The 20,194-nt window shown below is 48.6% G+C and carries 21 protein-coding genes and 1 other RNA gene; 2 read left to right on the plus strand and 20 right to left on the minus strand.

The window, feature by feature from the left end; translation table 11 throughout:
• Positions 1-10: 10 nt before the first annotated feature.
• Together GUA87_RS13970 and GUA87_RS13975 are read left to right on the plus strand one after the other, a co-directional pair.
• On the plus strand, positions 11-463 hold the full coding sequence (locus GUA87_RS13970) for a hypothetical protein (protein ID WP_193717219.1): 453 nt from the start codon (positions 11-13) through the stop codon (positions 461-463).
• A gap of 24 nt (positions 464-487) precedes the next feature.
• On the plus strand, positions 488-1,183 hold the full coding sequence (locus tag GUA87_RS13975; RefSeq protein ID WP_193717220.1) for a putative metalloprotease CJM1_0395 family protein: 696 nt from the start codon (positions 488-490) through the stop codon (positions 1,181-1,183).
• Here GUA87_RS13975 and thiD read toward each other — a convergent pair.
• From thiD to ssrS, 20 genes are all read right to left on the minus strand, one after another.
• Entirely contained in the window at positions 1,180-1,980 is an 801-nt protein-coding gene (gene thiD, locus GUA87_RS13980) for a bifunctional hydroxymethylpyrimidine kinase/phosphomethylpyrimidine kinase (RefSeq protein ID WP_193717221.1), read from the minus strand. The genes GUA87_RS13975 and thiD overlap by 4 nt on opposite strands.
• 16 nt (positions 1,981-1,996) lie before the next feature.
• Positions 1,997-3,346, minus strand: a complete 1,350-nt coding sequence (gene glmM / locus GUA87_RS13985; protein WP_193717222.1) for a phosphoglucosamine mutase — start codon at positions 3,344-3,346, stop codon at positions 1,997-1,999.
• Between the two features lie 35 nt (positions 3,347-3,381).
• A complete protein-coding gene (gene folP / locus GUA87_RS13990; RefSeq protein ID WP_193717223.1) occupies positions 3,382-4,446 on the minus strand; it encodes a dihydropteroate synthase in 1,065 nt (354 codons plus the stop codon).
• Positions 4,447-4,457: 11 nt separating this feature from the next.
• A complete protein-coding gene (ftsH, locus tag GUA87_RS13995) occupies positions 4,458-6,380 on the minus strand; it encodes an ATP-dependent zinc metalloprotease FtsH (protein WP_321575919.1) in 1,923 nt (640 codons plus the stop codon).
• 127 nt (positions 6,381-6,507) lie between these two features.
• On the minus strand, positions 6,508-7,812 hold the full coding sequence (gene tilS, locus GUA87_RS14000; RefSeq protein ID WP_193717225.1) for a tRNA lysidine(34) synthetase TilS: 1,305 nt from the start codon (positions 7,810-7,812) through the stop codon (positions 6,508-6,510).
• Between the two features lie 15 nt (positions 7,813-7,827).
• Complete coding sequence (ybgF, locus tag GUA87_RS14005) at positions 7,828-8,886, minus strand: tol-pal system protein YbgF (RefSeq protein WP_193717226.1); 1,059 nt, start codon at positions 8,884-8,886, stop codon at positions 7,828-7,830.
• Between the two features lie 177 nt (positions 8,887-9,063).
• Positions 9,064-9,600, minus strand: a complete 537-nt coding sequence (pal, locus tag GUA87_RS14010; protein ID WP_193717227.1) for a peptidoglycan-associated lipoprotein Pal — start codon at positions 9,598-9,600, stop codon at positions 9,064-9,066.
• A 126-nt stretch (positions 9,601-9,726) separates the two neighbouring features.
• The gene (gene tolB, locus GUA87_RS14015) at positions 9,727-11,082 is read right to left on the minus strand and encodes a Tol-Pal system beta propeller repeat protein TolB (RefSeq protein ID WP_193717228.1); all 1,356 of its coding nucleotides are present in this window, start codon (positions 11,080-11,082) and stop codon (positions 9,727-9,729) included.
• On the minus strand, positions 11,079-12,032 hold the full coding sequence (locus tag GUA87_RS14020; protein WP_193717229.1) for an energy transducer TonB: 954 nt from the start codon (positions 12,030-12,032) through the stop codon (positions 11,079-11,081). The genes tolB and GUA87_RS14020 overlap by 4 nt, the downstream gene beginning before the upstream one ends.
• 14 nt (positions 12,033-12,046) lie before the next feature.
• Positions 12,047-12,508: a protein TolR gene (tolR, locus tag GUA87_RS14025; protein WP_415774802.1), complete on the minus strand. Its 462-nt coding sequence runs from the start codon at positions 12,506-12,508 to the stop codon at positions 12,047-12,049.
• 5 nt (positions 12,509-12,513) lie between these two features.
• Positions 12,514-13,233 carry a protein TolQ gene (gene tolQ, locus GUA87_RS14030; RefSeq protein ID WP_193717231.1) on the minus strand — a complete coding sequence of 240 codons (720 nt, stop codon included), beginning with the start codon at positions 13,231-13,233 and terminating at the stop codon, positions 12,514-12,516.
• A gap of 7 nt (positions 13,234-13,240) precedes the next feature.
• A complete protein-coding gene (gene ybgC / locus GUA87_RS14035) occupies positions 13,241-13,705 on the minus strand; it encodes a tol-pal system-associated acyl-CoA thioesterase (RefSeq protein ID WP_193717232.1) in 465 nt (154 codons plus the stop codon).
• Positions 13,698-14,744: a Holliday junction branch migration DNA helicase RuvB gene (gene ruvB, locus GUA87_RS14040; RefSeq protein WP_193717233.1), complete on the minus strand. Its 1,047-nt coding sequence runs from the start codon at positions 14,742-14,744 to the stop codon at positions 13,698-13,700. Before ruvB ends, ybgC begins: the two co-directional genes overlap by 8 nt.
• Positions 14,741-15,379, minus strand: a complete 639-nt coding sequence (gene ruvA / locus GUA87_RS14045; RefSeq protein WP_193717234.1) for a Holliday junction branch migration protein RuvA — start codon at positions 15,377-15,379, stop codon at positions 14,741-14,743. Before ruvA ends, ruvB begins: the two co-directional genes overlap by 4 nt.
• Positions 15,376-15,891, minus strand: coding sequence for a crossover junction endodeoxyribonuclease RuvC (ruvC, locus tag GUA87_RS14050; protein ID WP_193717235.1), 516 nt, complete (start codon positions 15,889-15,891; stop codon positions 15,376-15,378). Before ruvC ends, ruvA begins: the two co-directional genes overlap by 4 nt.
• Before the next feature lie 20 nt (positions 15,892-15,911).
• Positions 15,912-16,664 (minus strand): YebC/PmpR family DNA-binding transcriptional regulator, encoded by a 753-nt coding sequence (locus GUA87_RS14055; protein ID WP_193717236.1) that lies wholly within the window; start codon positions 16,662-16,664, stop codon positions 15,912-15,914.
• 186 nt (positions 16,665-16,850) lie between these two features.
• Positions 16,851-18,533: a hypothetical protein gene (locus tag GUA87_RS14060; protein WP_193717237.1), complete on the minus strand. Its 1,683-nt coding sequence runs from the start codon at positions 18,531-18,533 to the stop codon at positions 16,851-16,853.
• A 95-nt stretch (positions 18,534-18,628) separates the two neighbouring features.
• Positions 18,629-19,432 (minus strand): TIGR00282 family metallophosphoesterase, encoded by an 804-nt coding sequence (locus GUA87_RS14065; RefSeq protein ID WP_193717238.1) that lies wholly within the window; start codon positions 19,430-19,432, stop codon positions 18,629-18,631.
• Positions 19,429-19,995: a 5-formyltetrahydrofolate cyclo-ligase gene (locus tag GUA87_RS14070; RefSeq protein WP_193717239.1), complete on the minus strand. Its 567-nt coding sequence runs from the start codon at positions 19,993-19,995 to the stop codon at positions 19,429-19,431. The genes GUA87_RS14065 and GUA87_RS14070 overlap by 4 nt, the downstream gene beginning before the upstream one ends.
• Before the next feature lie 36 nt (positions 19,996-20,031).
• Positions 20,032-20,190, minus strand: a non-coding RNA gene (gene ssrS, locus GUA87_RS14075) — 6S RNA.
• Between the last annotated feature and the right edge of the window lie 4 nt (positions 20,191-20,194).

Raw genomic sequence — 20,194 nt, forward strand, 5'->3', positions numbered from 1 at the left:
AGGCTTAATTATGTTTCCTGCATCCGTTGGTTTTGGTGGCGCGGCTGTTGCTCAGCACACCCCTGTCCACAAACCGGAAATTCCGGAACAACATTTCGACGCAGTTCAACAAGACGCTCCAGAGGCGCCAGCACCTGCCAATTCAGAAACTGCTGCAGCAGTTCCAGCGACAAACGGCGCGCCGATCTCTGTAGAAGCGGTAACGGCCCTACAGCAAGTTCAGGAAGAACAAGCAACAACTGCCCGAAATGAAGTGACTGCAAATACCAATGAACAGGCTGTTGTCGGTGCGATCACTGAAGATCAAGCAGAAGGCACTGCAAATGTTCAGAATGCTGAAGTTCAACGGCAAGAGAATGACGCTGAGCAAGCACGCGTTGACGCACGCGGTGAAGTTCCCGACGGCGAACAAACCGATACAGCTGGTCGCTCTCAGCGTAATCCGCTAGATCTGCAAATTTAACGAAAACCCTCTCAGGATTTTCGGATGCTCGCTTCGGTATCACTTGCACATAGCCCTGCAGTTATTTCAGCCAGTAACGTGGTCGGTAACCTGTCAGGGCTTTCTGCGTCTGAGGCCCCGCATCAAAACTCTCCGACAACTGAGGCAAGCCCGTCCGCTGCCAATCATGGTTACAATGCTGCACAGCTTTCCAAAGATGCTGTAACCGCTCTTCAAGAAGCTGGTAAGAGCGAAAACCAACTAGGCCTCACCGAGGAAGAGCAGGCGATTGTACAGCAGCTTAAAGCGCGGGACCGGGAAGTTCGAAATCATGAGCAAGCTCACGCTGCTGTTGGCGGGCAATATGCCGGATCTCCAACCTATACCTATCAAAGTGGCCCTGATAATCAGCGGTATGCTGTCGGCGGCGAAGTGAAAATTGACGCAAGCCCAGTTGCTGGTGATCCAGAAGCAACCATTCAGAAGATGGACACCGTCATTCGGGCTGCCCTCGCTCCGGCTGAGCCGTCAGCCCAAGACAGAAAAGTAGCTGCAACCGCTTCTGCACGCAAACTGGATGCACAGATTGAGTTAAATTCAATTCGGGACGCGGAGCGGCGCGGCGAAAACCCTGAAACAGGCGAAGTAATTGGATCAGATACCGGAGATCAACCGACAGGTCCCAGTCAGCCTAGTGGCGCAACACCTGATCCCTCAGCGATTATAAACCTGTTCGCTTAAAACGGGGCTATATTGTGACCGTGATCCAAGGGACCATGCCCTTTGCCCAGACCTGGCGCATTTTCAATAGCAAGCTCTACATAACGCAATGCCCTATCCACAGCACTTGGCATATCCAGCCCTTGACCCAAGCCTGTCGCAATGGAAGAGGATAATGTGCAGCCAGTGCCGTGGGTGTGAGGCGTTTCAACGCGGGGATGGTCATAGAGAATGTAGTCACCTGGAGTGACAAGAGTATCCACAACGACAGCCCCGTCCATATGCCCACCTTTCATCAAGACTGCATCCGGCCCCATTCCAAGCAATATTTCCGCCGCTTGTTTTACATCTTCCATATCATTGATCTTATGACCTGACAGTCTTTCTGCTTCCGGGACATTAGGTGTCAGAAGTGTTGTATGCGGACGGACAAGCCTTTCGATCATGGCTTCTTGGGCATCATCCTGAATTAACGCGGCACCGCCTTTTGCAATCATAACCGGATCCAAAACAATGGGTGGAAGCGATCCGCAACTATCGAAATAATCCGCAATTGCATTGACCACCTCAACACGATGAAGCATGCCAATTTTTATGGCGTCGAGGCCAATATCTTCATGAACAACCTTGATCTGGGCCACCACAAAATCTGGATCCACAGCCGCAATTGCTGAGACCCCTAAAGTGTTCTGTGCAGTAAGAGCCGTTAGAGCGGAGGCGGCATATCCCCCAAGGGCAGTAATTGCTTTTATGTCTGCTTGAATTCCTGCTCCGCCCCCTGAGTCTGATCCTGCTATCGTAAGAATTCTGCTTTTCATTTGATTGGTCTCGCTTTTATCCTGCTGCTTTTTGAACTTCTGCAACAATGTCATCCACAACTTGCTCAACAAGTTTTGGATCCTCCCCTTCTCCCATTACGCGGATGAGAGGCTCTGTTCCGGATTTACGAATAAGCAACCGTCCGCTTGAGGCAAGTTTCTCTTCACCTGCGCTGATCGCGGATTTTACGTTTTCGTCCTCCAGCGGCTGACCCGCTGAATAACGAACATTCTTCAAGATCTGTGGGTACGGCTCAAAGCATTTACAAATCTCACTAACGGGTCTTTCCTCTTTCACAATAACGGAAAGAACCTGCAAGGCGGCGATCAGGCCATCGCCTGTCGTTCCAAAATCACTCATGACCATGTGACCGGATTGCTCCCCGCCAAGGTTATAGCCTTGAGAGCGCATATGCTCGACCACATATCTATCCCCCACAGCGGTGCGAATGAGGGAAAGGCCATGGCCTTCCAAGTATTTCTCTAGACCCATGTTGGACATTACAGTCGCCACAAGACCGCCGCCATTCAGCAATCCGCGATCCGCCCAGCTTCTGGCGATCAACGCCATCAATTGATCGCCATCCACGATATTGCCTTTTTCATCACACATGATGAGACGGTCGGCATCACCATCGAGAGCAATACCTAGATCCGCCCCCTCTTCGACAACGCGGCGACACATGGCTTCCGTAGATGTAGAACCACAATCTTTATTGATATTAAAGCCATCGGGTTTATCCCCGATAGCAATGACCTCTGCCTCCAATTCCCAAAGAACCGTTGGCGCGACCTTGTAAGCCGCACCGTTGGCACAGTCGACCACAATCTTCAATTTGTTAAGAAGCTGATCCCTTGGGAAACTTCCTTTTGCAAACTCAATATACCGACCGCGCGCATCGTCCAAACGCGTTGCCCGTCCGAGCTTGTCAGGTGCCGCAAGGATGAGGTTTTCGGAATTGTCGATATCCGCTTCAATGGCCAACTCAACTTCATCGGAGAGTTTATACCCATCAGGTCCAAACAGCTTGATACCGTTATCCTGAAACGCATTGTGAGAAGCGGAAATCATCACACCAAGATCTGCCCGCAAAGATCGGGTGAGCATGGCAATCGCTGGCGTTGGCAGAGGACCAACAAGGATCACATCCATTCCAACGGAGATAAAACCTGCCGTAAGCGCTGGCTCAATCATATAGCCAGACAGACGTGTATCTTTACCAATAACGACCCGGTGCCGGTAATCACCGCGATTGGCAAATCTCACTCCTGCGGCTTTCCCCAGTTTAAGCGCAATTTCAGCGGTCATGGGATCTTTGTTTGCTGTCCCACGAATGCCGTCCGTTCCAAAATATTTGCGCGCCATAGTCCCCTCGGCTTTAGTCTAATTAAATGTGATTATTAAACGTTCAGAGACTGTTTAGCAATTCCTTGCCAAACAGCGATTGCCTGACGGCTTTCTGCAACGTCATGTACGCGGTACATCTGAACCCCTGCTTTAAGGCCATATAGAAGCCCAGCTAAAGATCCTGCCACACGTTCCTCCGCCGGGCCAATCCGATCCAGCTTTCCGATGAAGGCTTTGCGTGACAATCCAAGGAGAATATCACATCCAAGACCGTGGAAAAACCGCAAGCCTTTTAACAGGGTGAGATTATGCTCAACGGTTTTCCCAAATCCGATGCCAGGATCGAGAATAATATTTTCCGTCCTTATACCAACCTGAAGGCAGGCTTCTTTCCGATCTCGCAGATAATCTATCACATCAAATAGAACGTGATCGTAAGTTGGATTGTCCTGCATCACCTTTGGATCTGCGGAGCTGTGCATCAGGCAAACGGGCAGGTTTGATTTCAAGGCAACATTGATACTGCCCTCATCATATTCAAGCGCTGTCACGTCATTTATTAAATTGGCCCCGGCTTCTATGGCAGACGCCATAACAGCAGACTTACGCGTATCTATCGAGATGACTTTGCCAAGTCCCTGACATCCCTGAATAACAGGGACAACCCGATTTATTTCTTCATCGACTTCGACCCTATCCGCCCCGGGGCGGGTGCTTTCGCCGCCGATATCAAGGATATCTGCCCCGTCAGAGATAAGCTGTTTTGCGTGTGAAATAGCATGGGTTGGATCAAAAAATTTGCCGCCGTCAGAAAAACTGTCTGGCGTGACATTTACAATGCCCATGATGCGCGGGCAATAGTCGTCTTGCTTTTGCTGCTTCCAGAAACGCTCCAGAGCTTCTAATTGTTCAGCAATTCTGGCTGCATTCAGGTCCCCGCCGTCAATCCATTTTTGAAGACCACTGGAGGAAGTCCGGTAAAACCGCACAGTTCCTTGTTCGGAACGTACAGCGATATCCACGGCACCTTTTGTAAGCTCCTCTGAGGGGGCAAGGTAAAGGCGGTCAGATAAGGAAAGGCCCCGCAAAAATGCGGAGCCTTCTGTGTATTCAATCATTTCTGAGACCATTAGTTACCGGGTTGTGGCTCTGGCTCCATCCCGCCTTCTGGACCCGTATTTTTGGGACCGCTTGTCGTTGGAACAGATGAACTTGGGCCATGATCCACAGGATCTTCATCCTCTGGACGATTAAGATCCCCACCTTCCATCAAGATTTTGATCTCATCACCGTTCAGTGTTTCATACTCTAACAGGCCATTTGCAATACGATGCAGTTGATCTTCGTGATCTTCGAGAATCTTCCGAGCGGTTGCTTCACCTTCTTCAACAAAACGGCGAACCTCTTGATCAATAAGTTGTGCAGTTGCATCAGAGACATTCTTCTGCTGTGCCACAGAATGACCAAGAAAAACCTCTTCCTGGTTAGCGCTATACATCAGTGGTCCCAACTTCTCTGAGAGCCCCCATTCGGTAACCATTCGACGCGCCATATCTGTCGCCATTTTAATGTCACCGGATGCGCCAGTTGTTACCGCATCATGTCCAAAAATCATTTCTTCAGCGATACGGCCGCCCATTGCAACAGCGAGGTTTGCATAACACTGATCGCGACGCAGTGAATAACTGTCTTTCTCAGGAAGACGCATCACCATACCAAGAGCACGCCCACGTGGGATAATAGTGGCTTTATGGACTGGATCAGATGCTTTCATATGCATACCGACCAAAGCGTGGCCACCTTCGTGATAAGCGGTAAGTTTTTTCTCGTCTTCAGACATAACCATGGATCGACGTTCCGCGCCCATCATGACTTTGTCTTTCGCTTCTTCAAATTCCTGCTGCGTGACAAGTCGGCGGGATTTACGTGCTGCCAGCAAGGCTGCTTCGTTCACAAGGTTCGCAAGATCCGCACCTGAGAAACCTGGTGTACCACGGGCAATAGTCCGCGCATTTACATCGTTGGCCAAAGGCACTTTACGCATGTGAACTTTCAGGATCTTTTCACGACCGATGATGTCAGGATTTGGAACTACCACCTGACGGTCAAAACGACCCGGGCGCAGCAAAGCCGGATCCAGAACATCCGGACGGTTGGTTGCTGCAAGTAGGATCACGCCTTCGTTCGCTTCAAAACCATCCATTTCAACCAGCATCTGGTTGAGTGTCTGTTCGCGCTCATCATTACCACCACCAAGGCCGGCACCACGATGGCGACCAACGGCATCGATCTCATCAATAAAGATAATACAGGGGGCGTTTTTCTTACCTTGCTCAAACATGTCACGGACACGGCTTGCACCAACGCCGACAAACATTTCGACAAAGTCAGAACCCGAAATAGTGAAGAAAGGCACATTTGCTTCACCTGCAACAGAACGTGCCAGCAGTGTTTTACCAGTGCCCGGAGGACCCACAAGAAGAGCGCCTTTTGGAATTTTACCACCAAGACGTTGGTATTTCTGTGGGTTTTTCAGAAAATCAACGATCTCTTCCAGCTCTTCTTTTGCTTCTTCAATGCCTGCCACATCTTCAAAAGTCACACGCCCCTGACGTTCTGTCAGCAATTTGGCTTTTGATTTACCAAAGCCCATTGCTTTTCCGCCGCCGCCTTGCATCTGACGCATGAAGAAAATCCAGACGCCGATCAATAGAAGCATCGGGAACCAGGACAACAATGTGGCCATCAACAGGCTGCCTTCTTCTTCAGGCGCTGCGGTGATCTGAACGCCACGAGAATTCAGGCGTTCCACCAGCGTGTTGTCGTTCGGTGCATAAGTTGAGTATTTTTGACCATCGGCATTCCCGGTAATGTTCTGCCCCTGGATCGTCACACTTGTGATCTCACCACTGTCAACTTTTTCCAAAAATGTGGAATAAGCAAGGTTGGAACCAGCATTGCGAGGGGATGTGTCATTAAATACATTAAACAGGATGAGGGCCAATAAGCCGATTAACACCCAAAGCACTACATTCTTGCCAAAGAGATTCACGAAAGATCTTCCCATAAATGGATCTGGCGACTTGAACCAGATCCGATAAACCCACCCCTATCATCGGGGAAACATGTTAAATATAAGTCAATATAGACAAGTTCCAAGGGCAACCTGTCCACTAACTTCAATTTAGAACGATTTCAGAGTTGAATAGCATCTCAACCTGACCTTTTGCAATGCCTGAGCCTTTTATTTCAGGGCAAATCAGCGGGGCAGCAACAATTTCCCCCTCTTTACGGAGAACTGGCAGATTATATTTAATCACCGCGGGAAAGTTTTTAATCTCTTTGGGAATCACTTCACCGATTTCCTTAAAGCCTTCCAGCCCTATGGCCTCCACTAACAAACCTGCTGCATCGTTCTTGTTAGAGATCATTTTTACGTGAAATCGGTTATCCCAGATCACTTCACCATTTTCGGGGAATGGTGTAGACGGCAGACCCTTGCGTCCTGCCTCCCGACAAATAATCAGTTTATCTTTCTGGTTTAAAATCTGGCATCCAGCAAGTGTAGCCCCATTTTCGTTGATCAGAAGACCGTCGACTAATCTTTCTACTTCGGACAGTCTTTCAATATTTGAAAGGCCACTAACGGCACAAAGTCCTTTTTCCATTACCCGAATAAGAACTTCTGTACTGCCTTTGAGAAAAGACACTTTATCTATTTCACAAAATCCAAGAGGAGAGAGACAAACGCTCTGCTTTAAAAAGCCATTCACTTGTTCTTGCACGGCGTTCTCGGCGCGCATAAGTCTTACAATTGAACGACTGAGAGAAGATTGCCCACTCCCAGGGAGGTTTGAAATTTCTGCCCTGATTTTTCCGAGGGCCGTCCTTGTATATTGAGGATCTTCATTACTTGGGTCTTCAATCCAGTCAATTGAACGCTCAAGCAGGTAGTCCCTAATCTCTCGCCTCGGGATTGAAAGCATTGGTCGGTGCAGTGTGAGCTGACCGCGTATAGAGACAGGCCGCATGGCAGCCAAACCGGACAAACCGCTTCCCTTGGAAAAACGCATCAGGAAGGTTTCAATCTGGTCTTCTTCCTGATGTCCCAAAAACAGATCAGAAATACCATCAGCCAAGCAAGCCTCTTCCAGTAAGCCGTATCTTAAATCTCTAGCATACGCCTGAACACCATGTAGAGGTGGTGTGGTTTCTTTTCTAAGAATCTGGTGGGAAATCCCAATCTCCTTACACCACCGGGCGACCAGCTTTGCTTCATCGGTAGCTTCCACCCGAAGTCCATGATCCACTGTGAAGGCATTCAACACATACCCATGTTTTTCACACCATGTTTTCAGCAAGTAACAAAGCCCGACACTGTCTGACCCACCGGAGATGGCGATAGCAATGCGTCTGTTACTGTTTAGCCTGGATGCACACTCTTCCATGCCCCGCTCGAATTTTTCAAGCAAGGTATCAGTCATGGATAGAGAACCCAGTTAGTTGCATTCAAATTTGGTTTTCTCACGACCTGCGATGCGCTTTAGTCTTGCTGGCAGATTACTAAACTGTTTATCCAGTTGTTCAAACGTCGCGCAAGCCTCAACCTTTTGTTCCATCCGGCCAAGTGTCATGGCCAATTTCAAAAGATTATCAGCTGCTTTCCCGCTTTTCGGATAGTTTTGGTAGCCGCCTAGAAACGCGGATGCCGCATTCGGATAATCTCCCCGGACATAGTAGCTTTCACCTAGCCAGTACTGTGCGTTACCAGCCAGTGGATGTTCTGAATTTGCCTCCAAAAAGGTCCTGAATGCAACTTCAGCTCCGGCATAATCATCTTTGCGGATCATTGAAATCGCTTCGTTATACTGATCGGCGGGAGAGAGAGATGAGGTTACTGCTGCAACCGAAGAAGTATCATTTGCCGCTGATGTTGCAGGAGCGGTCGTGCCACTATTTACAATCGGATTACCTTGCTGATCAACTTTTAACGTCCCCAAAACCTTGCTACCTTTGGGAAGTGTAGGGTCAGTTTGCGTAGTTTGTGGTGCTGCAAGCGCCGTATCATTGGCTGTTCCCGCATCAGGTGCAGAAAACTGGTTGCTCACCGCAGGGTTTTGCTGCGCGCTACCGACAACCGGTTGACCGCCACCGCCGTTCAGGCGTGTTTCAATCTCAGTCAGGCGGTAATCTATATCAAGAACCAGTTTATCGAGTCGGGTTTTAATCTGTTCAATACGGAAATTGATCTCTTCATAACTTCCGGTAATGCGCCGTTGTTCTTCCTCCAACGCGTCAAGTCGGGATGAGAGCACGACAGCAGCTTCTGAACTTCCTGAAATATTGCCACCACCAGAAGCAGAAACATTTGGTGCTGGAACAGAAGCGCCCTGAAAGACCTTCCGCTGAACATTTGTAAGGTCTGCTTCCAGCCTATTCAAACGGTCAACCAATGTTTGAACATCACTTGACTGTGCCGTGGCAACACTAGACAAGCTGCCAAAAACGACGCATGAAACCAATGCTACTTTGATCAGAGATCGCTCAAACCGTCTCATCTTGATACCCTCAATTACCTGCCGGTCAGTTAACCTACTGACTGATCCAAGATATTTTACACTGCAAATTTAGTTTTTTAATGTGACCAAACAGGGGCAGTGTTTTGCAAATAAAAAGGCCCGCCACCATATCCAGTTTTCTGGTCAGGTAGCGGGCCTTTTAAGAGTTCATGTCACTTAGTTGACAGTCATTACACCACGACGGTTTTGTGACCATGCTTCTTCATTGTGACCAAGTGCAACTGGACGCTCTTTACCGTAAGAGATCGTTGCAACGCGGGAAGAAGAAACACCCAGTGTGACCAGGTAGTTTTTCACTGCAGTCGCACGGCGTTCACCGAGTGCCAAGTTGTATTCGCGCGTACCGCGTTCGTCAGCGTGACCTTCAATTGTCACAGTCACTGTTGGGTTCGCTTTCAACCATGCTGCCTGACGCTGTGCAGTTGAACGAGCTTCGGCTGTCAGATTGTATTTATCAAAACCGAAGAATACACGATCACCAACGTTCAGAACGAGGTCTTCCTGACTACCAGGCTGTACGCTTGTGGCTGTGCCGCCAGAAGTCGCGGAGCTACCGGAACCAGATGTGCTTGCTGATGTGGAAGCGCCCCCACCAGAGCTGTCACCGGAATCCTGCGGTGCCGTTTCACAGGCTGCGACCAATGTCAGTGCAGCAATCATACTCAAGAATTTAAGGCCAAGATTGAGCCGCATTTAATTAACTCCCATCCTCTGGAGATTATATTTATGGGTATCCCAAGTAAAACGTCGCTTTTATTTATTCGCGATGCCTGACACTGAAATATAGACCCCTTAACAGACTTACACTTTTAACTATACTTATCTACCATCCGGAATCAAGGGCGACCATGCAGGGTCAGACCCATCCCGCGGAGAAATAATTTCTCTTTCGTTATAACCCGTGAGATCAATAGACCACAAGCGAACTTTATCGGGATCTTTTTCGTTTTTGCCGGGTATTTGCCTGAAAAACACAAGAACACGGCCATTTGGCGCCCAGGACGGGCCCTCATTATGGAAACCTTCAGTTAGAATTCGTTCCTGAGAGCCGTTCGTACGCATGACACCAATGGAAAATTTTCCGCCCGTCAGTTTTGTAAAGGCGATCAAATCTCCGCGAGGTGACCATACCGGTGTGCCATAATTGCCGCGCCCAAAGCTGATACGTTTCTGATTACTGCCATCCACATTCATCACATAAAGCTGCTGGCGGCCACCACGATCAGATTCAAAAGTGATCTGCGAGCCATCTGGTGAGAAAGAAGGCGCGGTATCAATGCCCGGGTGTTTCGTCAGTCTTTTCACGGCTCTCGTACGCAAATCCATAATATAGATATCTGAATTACCATTATCAGCCATACTCATGACGACTTGATTACCAGAAGGTGAAAAGCGCGGGGCAAATGTCATGCCCGGGAATTCGCCAAGAACTTCCTGCTGCCCGGTATCAATATCCAGCAAATAAACCCGAGGGCGGTTATTAAAGTAGGAAAGATACGTAATGACTTGCTGACTCGGCGAGAACCGCGGCGTCAGCACCAGATTGCTGCCATCGGTCAGGAACTGATGGCGCGCACCATCCTGATCCATAATCGCCAGACGTTTTACACGACGATTGGCAGGTCCACTTTCAGAAACATAAACAACACGTGTATCGAAATAGCCGCTTTCCCCTGTCAGTCGCTCGTATATGTAATCAGCGACTTTGTGCCCGAGACGGCGCCAGTTGGTTGGTTGAGTGGAAAGCTTATGTCCAACCAGATATTGTTCTGAAACCACATCCCAAAGGCGGAATTGGATTTCCAGTCGCCCATCTGGCAAAGATGTCACGATACCATTGGTCAGGGCCTGCGCACTGATTTTTCTCCAGTTTGAGAATACTGGGATCGCCTGAATATCACTGATTTGTTGAAGAAACGCGTTTTTACTAATGATCTTGAAAAGACCAGACCGTTCCAGGTCAGCCCTGACAACATCTGCAATCCGCTGACCAATAATATTGGTTGTTTCAGATTGACCGGCAAAATCGGAAATCGCAATTGGAAGGGGTTTAACGTTGCCTTGCGTAATGTCGATAACCAACTCTGCCCGTGCCAGCGACGTCATCGCAAAGACCATTAAGATAATTGCGCCTATTTTCTTCGAAAGTGCGCTTAATCCCAATCCACCACTCATTGTCCAAACATCTCCCTTGGATCAAATTTCAACACAGTATCGCGCCAGCGTTCAAATTTGGCAATCGGCAGCTTATAAGGCTGACATTGCAATACTGCTCTCACGGCACTCTCAGCCGCAATTTTCTCAAACCTGTTTCCGTAAGATCCACTTCTTACGATTTCAGGGCGACCTTTCACGGTACCATCCTTGTTCAGTGAAATCTTCACTGTCACAATCAGGTCCTCCGCTTTCACGCTACCCGTAGGTGGATTCCAGCACTTTTCCACCTGACGACGGAACGCGTCTTTCTCACTAATACTAAGTGGAAGAGATCGATCTGCCCCCTTGCTCGAACTGCTCGTCACCTTTTCAGCAGATTGCGACTTTTTTGTGTCGCTTTCTTCTGTTTTCTGTGACGCTTTTTCCCGTTTCTTCTTATCAAGCAAAGCTGAAATCTGACTTAGATCAAATTTCTTTTCAGGTTTTTTCTCTTCTTTCTTCGTCTCAGCTTTTACCGTTTCAGGCTTTGGACGAACCCGTGGCTTTGGAACAGGAAGCGCTTGCTTCTCTTCCGGCTTCACCTCTTCTTTTGGCTCAGGTTTTGGTTCAGGCTTCGGAGTTGGCACAGGCTCAGGTTCCGGCTCGGGCGCGGGTTCAGGCTCCGGGACTGGTTCTGGTTTCGGTTCCGGTTTGGGTGGTTCAGGCTTCGGAGGCTCCGGCTTCGGCGCAGGTTTAGGAGGCTCTGGTTTTGGCTCTGGCTTCGGAGGCTCAGGCTTTGGGTCCGGTTTTTTCTCTGGTTTGGGTTCTGGCTTTGGCAAGTTGGTAATATCTGCAATCTCAACCAGATCTACCTCAATCACGCGTGGCTGCTCAAGGACTTCCGGGTCCTGGAACAGCGGCAACCCTGTATACATCACAATTAGAATGATCAGATGCAGGGCAGCGGATATGAGCGCCGATACTTTCATGCCAAAAACAACACCTAGCGCTTTTCAGTCTCGGTTTTTTCTTTAGATGGTCCTGCGGAAACCATGGCCACACGCGTAAATCCAGCGTCATGAATTTCGCCCATGACCTGAAGAACACGCCCATAATTTACGTCACGGTCGCCGCGCACAAAAATACGTTGATCCGCCTTTTCACCGGTTACAGCACGAAGTTTCTCAACGAGATTTTCGAGGCCAATTTCCAGATCTTCCAAGAAGACCCGCCCTTCACGATCAACGCTGATAACCAATGGCTCATCATTACCCTGGACTGTGGTAGACTTAGTCTCCGGCAGATCAAGCGGCACTCCAACTGTGAGCAACGGGGCAGTCACCATAAAGACAATCAGCAAAACCAACATCACATCCACAAAAGGCGTGACGTTAATTTCTGACATTGCCCGATGGCGACCCTTTCGTCCCTTTCCAGAGAAGGCGTCATATTGTCCACCGCCCATGCCCATCAGTTTTGCTCCAACTGACGAGAGAGGATCGCGGAAAACTCGCCTGCGAACCCTTCGAGGCGGGTGATGATTTTCTGAAGATCATTTGTAAATTTGTTGTAGGCCACAACAGCCGGGATCGCCGCAACCAGACCAAGAGCCGTCGCAAACAATGCTTCTGCAATACCCGGGGCTACAACAGCCAATGATGTATCTTTGGTCGCCGCGATGGCCTGGAAGCTGTTCATAATTCCCCATACGGTACCGAACAAGCCAATAAATGTGGCAGTTGAGCCAACGGTCGCAAGGAAACCCATGTATTTTTCAAGCCGTTCCACTTCACGATCAATGGCAACGCGCATCACCTGATGGATACGGGCCTGAAGTCCCGTGTGAACGTGAACATCAATACCTTTTTCGGTGGAACGCAGCCATTCGCGCATAGCTGTTGAGAACAGCATAGCAAGCGGACTGTCCGGATTGGAACCTACACGACGGTAAAGATCTTCTAGGTTTCCACCTGACCAGAAATCCTGCTCAAAATCATCAGATTGTTGGGTGACTTTTCTAAACCGCAAAACCTTGTCGATAATGATTGCCCAGCACCAGAAGGATGCTAGGATCAGAACGATCATCACAATTTTAACAACAATGTCCGCCTGTAAAAACAGATCAAACATGGACAGGTTGTGCGCTACACCACCTAATTCCTGCACCATTGTGGCTGCTTCATTTTCCATTACTTTTTCACGGCTCCCGACGGCTGATCATTAACGCGAACTTATCTTTGATTTGAGGCAAAAAACGGGCAGGCTTTCCAGTTTCTCCCAGACATGCCACACGCACCTCGCTTTTGATTAATAATTCTTCAGCGCAATAGATATTCTGATACATGCGCAATGTGGCCCCTTTAAGGTCACCCAACTGGGTTTTGACCATCAACAAATCGTCAAGTTTCGCCGATTTAAGATAATCGATGTGACATTCCCGAACGACGAAGTTCAGTCCGTCCTTTTCCAACATTTCCTGTTGATGAATGCCCAACAAGCGCAGCAAGTCTGTGCGGGCGCGTTCTGTAAATTTCAGGTAATTGGCGTAATAAACAATACCGCCAGCGTCCGTATCTTCCCAATACACAGGCAGCTCAAAATGATGTTCCTGACGACCGTCATCAAGATCGACAATACGCCCAAGCGCGGGTGCGTTACTCATCCCCGCCCTCACGGTCCATCAAATTCAGTTGTCTGGATATTTCTTTTGGGAAGCCAAGGCCCAAATGATCAAACGCCGCTTCTGTCAGTAAACGACCTCGCGGAGTTCTCTGAAGCAATCCCTGCTGAATAAGATACGGCTCAATAATGTCTTCAATAGCATCGCGGGGTTCAGACAACGCCGCAGACAAAGTCTCAACGCCGACAGGCCCCCCACCGAAATCTTCAGCAATCCGTCTTAGATAGCGCCGATCCATTGCGTCCAGTCCGCGTTTATCCACCTCAAGGCGTGATAGCGCCGCGTCCGCCACATCAGCCGTAACAACTTTATCCCCCGCAACTGCAGCAAAATCACGGACACGTCTTAAAAGGCGGCCCGCAACACGTGGTGTTCCCCGGCTTCGTTTGGCAATTTCTTCTGCGCCATCATCGCTGAGTTCAAATCCAAGAACCCGGGCCCCGCGCGAGACAATAAGCTGCAGCTCATCCGGTTCATAGAAATTCATTCGAAGCGGAATACCAAATCGTTCGCGAAGTGGAGTTGTAATCAAACCGGAACGTGTCGTTGCGCCCACCAACGTAAAGGGCGGCAAATCAATCCGAACGGACCTTGCAGCTGGACCTTCGCCAATGATGAGATCTAAATGAAAATCCTCCATGGCAGGATAAAGGATTTCTTCAACTGCGGGAGATAAGCGATGGATTTCGTCGATAAACAATACATCATTTTCTTCAAGATTTGTAAGCAGCGCCGCCAAATCTCCGGCCTTTGTGATCACAGGTCCCGCTGTCGCGCGGAAATTCACCCCTAGTTCACGCGCAACAATTTGGGAAAGTGTCGTTTTTCCAAGACCTGGAGGTCCAAAGAACATGACATGATCCAGCGCTTCACCACGGGAGCGGGCGGCTTGTATAAAGATGCTCAAATTTTCGCGAACCTGTTTTTGGCCAATAAAATCATCCAGGACCTGCGGCCTTAAATGACGTTCATTTTCATCCAAATCCAGTTTTCCGGAACTTACAAGACGATCATCGCTCATACAGCCAGCTCCTTAAGTCCCGCAGTTATCAACTGCTCAACCGTGGCATCTGGCCCCAGTTGCCGTCCTGCAGTTGCGACCGCGCCAAAAGCATCGCCTCGCGCATATCCGAGATTAACAAGCGCAGATACAGCATCACCAGCAGCCACAGGACCACCCGCGCCGCTGTCGACTGTCTTACTGGCTTTTTTATCGGTAGCTGCAGTTTGGAAAGCCGCCGCCCCCAAATCCATCTTTGCAACTTTGTCTTTCAGTTCCGAAGTGATGCGCCCGGCCACCTTTGGACCGATACCGCTTACACGCGTAAGAGCAGTTTTATCGGCTGCCGCAACAATTTGAGTAAGTTCATCCCCCCCAAATGTCGCCAAAATAGCTAACGCCACCTTCGCGCCCACACCCTGCACAGTTTGCAAGAGAGTGAACCACTGCTTTTCAGCCTGAGTTTGGAAACCATACAGGTGAATATGATCTTCGCGTACATGGGTTTCGATGAGCAGAGTTACATCCCCACCTTCGGTCGGCAGGTTGCGTAAAGTTCGGGCAGAACAAAAAGCCAAATAACCCACACCGTTCACATTAACGATGACCCAGTCTTCCCCAAAACTGTCGACTTTGCCGATCAATTTTGCAATCACGGCTTACCTCCTGCCATTTGTGTCGCCCGTTTCAGACTTTTTTTTGTGCCAGCATAATGAGCGTGACAGATCGCAACTGCCAGCGCATCAGCAGAGTGCTCATTTTGAATTTTACACCCGGGAAGAAGCATATTTACCATTGCGTGGATCTGTTCTTTCCCGGCATGACCAGCACCCACAACCGACTTCTTGATTTTATTGGGCGCGTATTCAGTTACCGGAACATTATGCAGTGCTGGCACCAGCAAAGAAATCCCCCTCGCCTGCCCCAGCTTCAAAGTAGACACCGGGTTCTTATTGACGAATGTCTCCTCAACGGCGGCTTCATCCGGCTGCCAATCACCGATCACTTTTTCAATACCGTCATATAATTGGACCAGGCGTCCTGCGAGATCCAAAGAACTGTCGGAGGAAATAGACCCATTCCCAAGATGGCGGAGCGAATTTCCCTCCGCCTCAATAATACCCCAGCCAGTATGCTGCAAACCCGGATCCAACCCAAGAAGGCGCATGGTCAAATCCCCCGTTAGTATTAACCGCCGAGCTTTTCCATGATCTCGTCAGGAATATCAAAGTTGGCGAAAACGTTCTGGACGTCATCATTGTCTTCCAGAACATCAATCAACTTCATGATGGAATTTGCTTTCTCCTCAGTCTCCAAAGGAGTGGAGTTATTTGGCTTCCAGATGATGCCGGCTTCTTGCGGCGTGCCAAATTTTTCTTCAAGAGCGCTTTGCACATCGTTGAAGTCTTCACGGGCGCACGTAATTTCATGGGCGTCGTCAGAGCTTTCAACATTTTCAGCACCGGCTTCCAGCGCGATTTCGAAAATTTCATCCGCGTCAATGCCTTCTGCCGCATATGTGATCTGCCCCACTTGATCAAACATAAACGAAACGGCACCAGTTTCACCGAGGGATCCACCGGATTTTGAGAAAGCCGCACGAACCTCTGCCGCTGTACGGTTACGGTTATCTGTCAAAGTTTCAACGATGACAGCTACGCCACCGGGACCATATCCCTCATACCGCATTTCTTCGTAATTATCGCCATCGGCGCCTTCAGAAGCACGTTTGATGGCACGATCAATATTGTCTTTCGGCATATTGTCCGCACGGGCCGCGGCGATAGCGGTACGTAGGCGTGGGTTCATTTCCGGATCTGGAAGCCCAGTTTTCGCAGCAACAGTCAGCTCACGAATATGTTTAGCAAAAATCTTTGCGCGTTTTTTATCCTGCGCACCTTTACGGTGCATGATGTTCTTAAACTTGGAATGTCCTGCCATAAATCTTCTCTTAAACTCGGGGGCGCTTCCCCATTTATCGCGTTTTAAGCCCTGAAAACGGTCTCTAATTGTCAAAAGACCACTATCAACCAGCATGCATGCTGTTTTTTTACCTCATGCAAGGCATGGACCCAAGCCCAGAATGAAAAAAAAGGAAATTTATTGAGACCAAGAATACTCGGACACTCAGGATTTCAGATCCATTCGGGTGTCTTCAAGCAATTTATAGAATTGTTGAAGCCGCGATTTCTCAACGGCCCCGCCTTTGGCGTGTTGCTGAATATGCATCAAAAACTTTTCTGCCATAATGGTTTTACGAGTGAACAGCTTGAACTCTGTCATGGTTTTGGGGCGTGGCATTTCCCCTTTAAATACGGTGCCCAACAACGCCATCCCGGCCATCAGCATATTTTCTGACTGCTCTACCATTTTTTCCATGATTTTTGTTTCCATCATGCCTTCATAGGCAAGATCATCCAAATCACTCAAAATACGCCTTTGAAAGAAATCAGGAAATCCTGTTTTACGGGTCTTACGTTGCAACGCGGACAAGCGACGAAGCGTTGCAAAACCTTTATCTATATCTTCTATAACGATGCCACGGTTATGGGCACTTTCCAATATGGGAACAATATAGTTTGCCAACGATCGTAAATTGACGGCCCCAACAAACCCGGCGGATGCATCCAACAGCCTTTCCACACGATCAAGCGGATGGTCCAACCCTTCCAGCAGGTTGCCAATCGTTGTACTTCCCGTCAGCTTTTCACATCTGTTTTTAAGGGCATCATAGGTTTCACTTTCACCGATATATTTCTCTCCGCCGAGGTGAAGCGCCTGGGCAATTTTTCGGTGATAAAGGATATTCTGAAGCAGACTTGTAGTATCAAATGACGCATTACCCGTCAGGCCGGTCGTCAGTTTGTGAACCAGCGTCTTCCGGCTAATTGACATTTTATTGTCAGCATACAGGCTATTTAGCTTATCGATGATGTAATGGCGATCCGCCCGCGGCCGCAATTGCCCGCGGATCAAATCAATCAAAGCCAACAACCCCTCGCCAAGATTTTCTTCTTCGCCAAGCAGTACCTTGACATTGGCGCTCCAAAGTAGATGATCCGCCAAATAGTGATCCAGGATATCCAGAATTTCCTCATCATCATACTTCTCAATAAATTCAAGCGTTTTTTCAAACTTGTCTGACAAGTTTGGCAAGCGATTGAAGTAATGACTTAGGGCAACAAAGAAATCTTTTCTTGGATCTTCATTGTCCGCTAAATGCTGCTTTAGCTTCTCAAGATCTTCATTCTGATCAATCCCAAGGTCACTTTTCTGGCGATGGGTTTTCAAATCCTGCAGGATCTCGTTGGTGAAGTTGTACAACTCCAACACACGTTCATTGACTTTTTGCCCTGTCTTTTGAATTTGGGCGATCGCAACCTTCTGCACAGCACCTTGCAAAATTTGACCGGTATCATTCAAGCGCTGAACATGCTCAGCGCAATAAAGCAGTTCAACAGGTGTTATTTTCCAACCTTCCAGAGGTTTTCTGAGAACGTTGAATATCTCTCTGCGCGAATTGGATAGGTACAGATCGCTTGCAGATTTACAGATAGGAAGTATTGGGGGAACGTCGCTGTGCTTTGACGCGACGGCTTTTTCCCCTGCAAAATAGACCTCTTTTTCGATGTAATTTTGCGCAGAAGTATCATAGGTAATTTTCATTACCTTCGCAGCGTCGAGTTTTAGCTCGCTGTGAAATTGCCGTGCATAATCAACAGCAGCCTTTTCACCATCGCAAACCTTCTGCAATGACCAACTACCGCTTCTTTGCCCCAAGACTTCAAAATGGGTTTCGCTGTTCTGCAAATTCGCCTCCAGCGCAGTACTTTATACTACAAATGTGCTTTAATACTGCAGGAGATATCAGAACATTATTAAGAAAACGGAAAAATAATTAAGCCTTAAGTCTGAATAAGGTGGCCGCCGATCCGAATAGGGCGAATGCTCTTTGCAAGACCTGTTGCATCATCACTTTCGATCAGAACCGCACATAAAGTTGCCTCACCGAGTGCAGGTGAAAAACGTCCTCCCGGGATTTTTTTGGTAAATCTCCGTAGAGGCTCTTCCTTCTCCATTCCAATCACTGAATGATAATCCCCACACATACCAGCATCTGTCTGATATCCAGTACCTTGAGGCAAGATCATCGCATCTGCCGTTGGAGTATGTTGATGGGTTCCAACAACTGCAGTAACACGCCCATCACAATGAAACCCCATAGCCATTTTTTCTGACGTTGCTTCTGCGTGGATATCAACAAAAATGAAATCATACTTTGACCCGAGCCGGCCCGTTTGAAGGATTTTATCCACAGCATGAAACGGGTTATCCAGCGGATCCATAAAGACCGTGCCCATTGCCTGCAGAACCAGAATGCTCTTCCCTTTTTTGGTTTTGAAGGCCGCCGCCCCGCGCCCCGGTGTTCCTTCGGGGTAGTTTAAGGGGCGGATCAGGCGAACATCGTTTGCCATGTATCCCATAATGTCTTTCTGGTCGAATGCGTGGTTCCCAAGAACAATGGAATCCACACCAGCGTCATAAAAAGACTGGCAGATTTTCTCAGTGATACCAAAGCCTGAGGCCGCATTTTCACCGTTCACCACAACAAAATCCAGATCCAGCTCTTTTCGAAGCTCAGGGACTTTTTCAATGACAATGTCACGCCCTGCACGACCCACCACATCACCGCAATAAAGTACTTTCAACGGAATTTCCTTACATATTTATCTGTGACCATCCAGTCCAGCGGCTGATCATGGGTGTCTGTGATCAGATGATCCACTTCCTGTTCAGCATAGGCATAGCCGACAGCGATCACATCTTTTTCTTTTCTCATTTTCTCGAGGGTTCTGTCATAAAACCCGCCGCCGTAACCAAGCCGCCCGCCTTTACCATCGAAAGCAAGCATCGGGACCAGCAGCAAATCCGGCTCAACAATGCTCTGCTCTTCTGTGGGAGTCGGAATGCCGTAAGCACCGGCATAAGTTACGTCGCCTGATTGCCACTTCCTGAATATTAACGGAGATGCTTTTGCATGAACAACAGGTAAGCTCGTCATGATACCTAGATCTGTCAGCTTTTCTATCAAAGGCAAGCAATTCAGCTCACTTCCATAAGGATAATAGCCGCCAACTCTTTTATCACGGTCTAAAGAAATCTCGGATAAAAACAGGTCTGCGGCACGCTGACCCGCCTTAGGATCATTTATCTGATCCCGCATAAGTTTCGCCTTTTCCCGCAGGCGTTTTTTTTCAACTTCACGGGACATCTTGAGGCCTGATCCAGAGTGCACGCACAAAATATGTGCCGCACCACCATAGCCGTCGATTGTATGAAATCTCTGTGGCCTGACAAGTCAGGTGGGAGCCGATTTAACAGGACCACGATCCAATCAGGGATTAGCCCCCCAGATTTCGTTATTGGCCCCAGGATTACTATAATCTGACGCACAAGGCAGTGCAGCAGGC

This window comes from Sneathiella sp. P13V-1 (assembly GCF_015143595.1).
Taxonomy (GTDB): Bacteria; Pseudomonadota; Alphaproteobacteria; order Sneathiellales; family Sneathiellaceae; genus Sneathiella.

Coding starts and splice junctions, on each gene's coding strand:
- glmM (WP_193717222.1), bottom strand. CDS start 3,346: ATGGCGCGCAAATATTTTGGAACGGACGGCATTCGTGGGACAGCAAAC.
- ybgC (WP_193717232.1), bottom strand. CDS start 13,705: ATGAGTAACGCACCCGCGCTTGGGCGTATTGTCGATCTTGATGACGGT.
- GUA87_RS13975 (WP_193717220.1), top strand. CDS start 488: ATGCTCGCTTCGGTATCACTTGCACATAGCCCTGCAGTTATTTCAGCC.
- tolR (WP_415774802.1), bottom strand. CDS start 12,508: ATGGGCGGTGGACAATATGACGCCTTCTCTGGAAAGGGACGAAAGGGT.
- pal (WP_193717227.1), bottom strand. CDS start 9,600: ATGCGGCTCAATCTTGGCCTTAAATTCTTGAGTATGATTGCTGCACTG.
- ruvC (WP_193717235.1), bottom strand. CDS start 15,891: ATGCGCCTTCTTGGGTTGGATCCGGGTTTGCAGCATACTGGCTGGGGT.
- tilS (WP_193717225.1), bottom strand. CDS start 7,812: ATGACTGATACCTTGCTTGAAAAATTCGAGCGGGGCATGGAAGAGTGT.
- GUA87_RS14070 (WP_193717239.1), bottom strand. CDS start 19,995: ATGTCCCGTGAAGTTGAAAAAAAACGCCTGCGGGAAAAGGCGAAACTT.
- GUA87_RS14020 (WP_193717229.1), bottom strand. CDS start 12,032: ATGAAAGTATCGGCGCTCATATCCGCTGCCCTGCATCTGATCATTCTA.
- GUA87_RS13970 (WP_193717219.1), top strand. CDS start 11: ATGTTTCCTGCATCCGTTGGTTTTGGTGGCGCGGCTGTTGCTCAGCAC.
- tolB (WP_193717228.1), bottom strand. CDS start 11,082: ATGAGTGGTGGATTGGGATTAAGCGCACTTTCGAAGAAAATAGGCGCA.
- GUA87_RS14055 (WP_193717236.1), bottom strand. CDS start 16,664: ATGGCAGGACATTCCAAGTTTAAGAACATCATGCACCGTAAAGGTGCG.
- ybgF (WP_193717226.1), bottom strand. CDS start 8,886: ATGAGACGGTTTGAGCGATCTCTGATCAAAGTAGCATTGGTTTCATGC.
- tolQ (WP_193717231.1), bottom strand. CDS start 13,233: ATGGAAAATGAAGCAGCCACAATGGTGCAGGAATTAGGTGGTGTAGCG.
- ruvB (WP_193717233.1), bottom strand. CDS start 14,744: ATGAGCGATGATCGTCTTGTAAGTTCCGGAAAACTGGATTTGGATGAA.
- folP (WP_193717223.1), bottom strand. CDS start 4,446: ATGATTGAATACACAGAAGGCTCCGCATTTTTGCGGGGCCTTTCCTTA.
- thiD (WP_193717221.1), bottom strand. CDS start 1,980: ATGAAAAGCAGAATTCTTACGATAGCAGGATCAGACTCAGGGGGCGGA.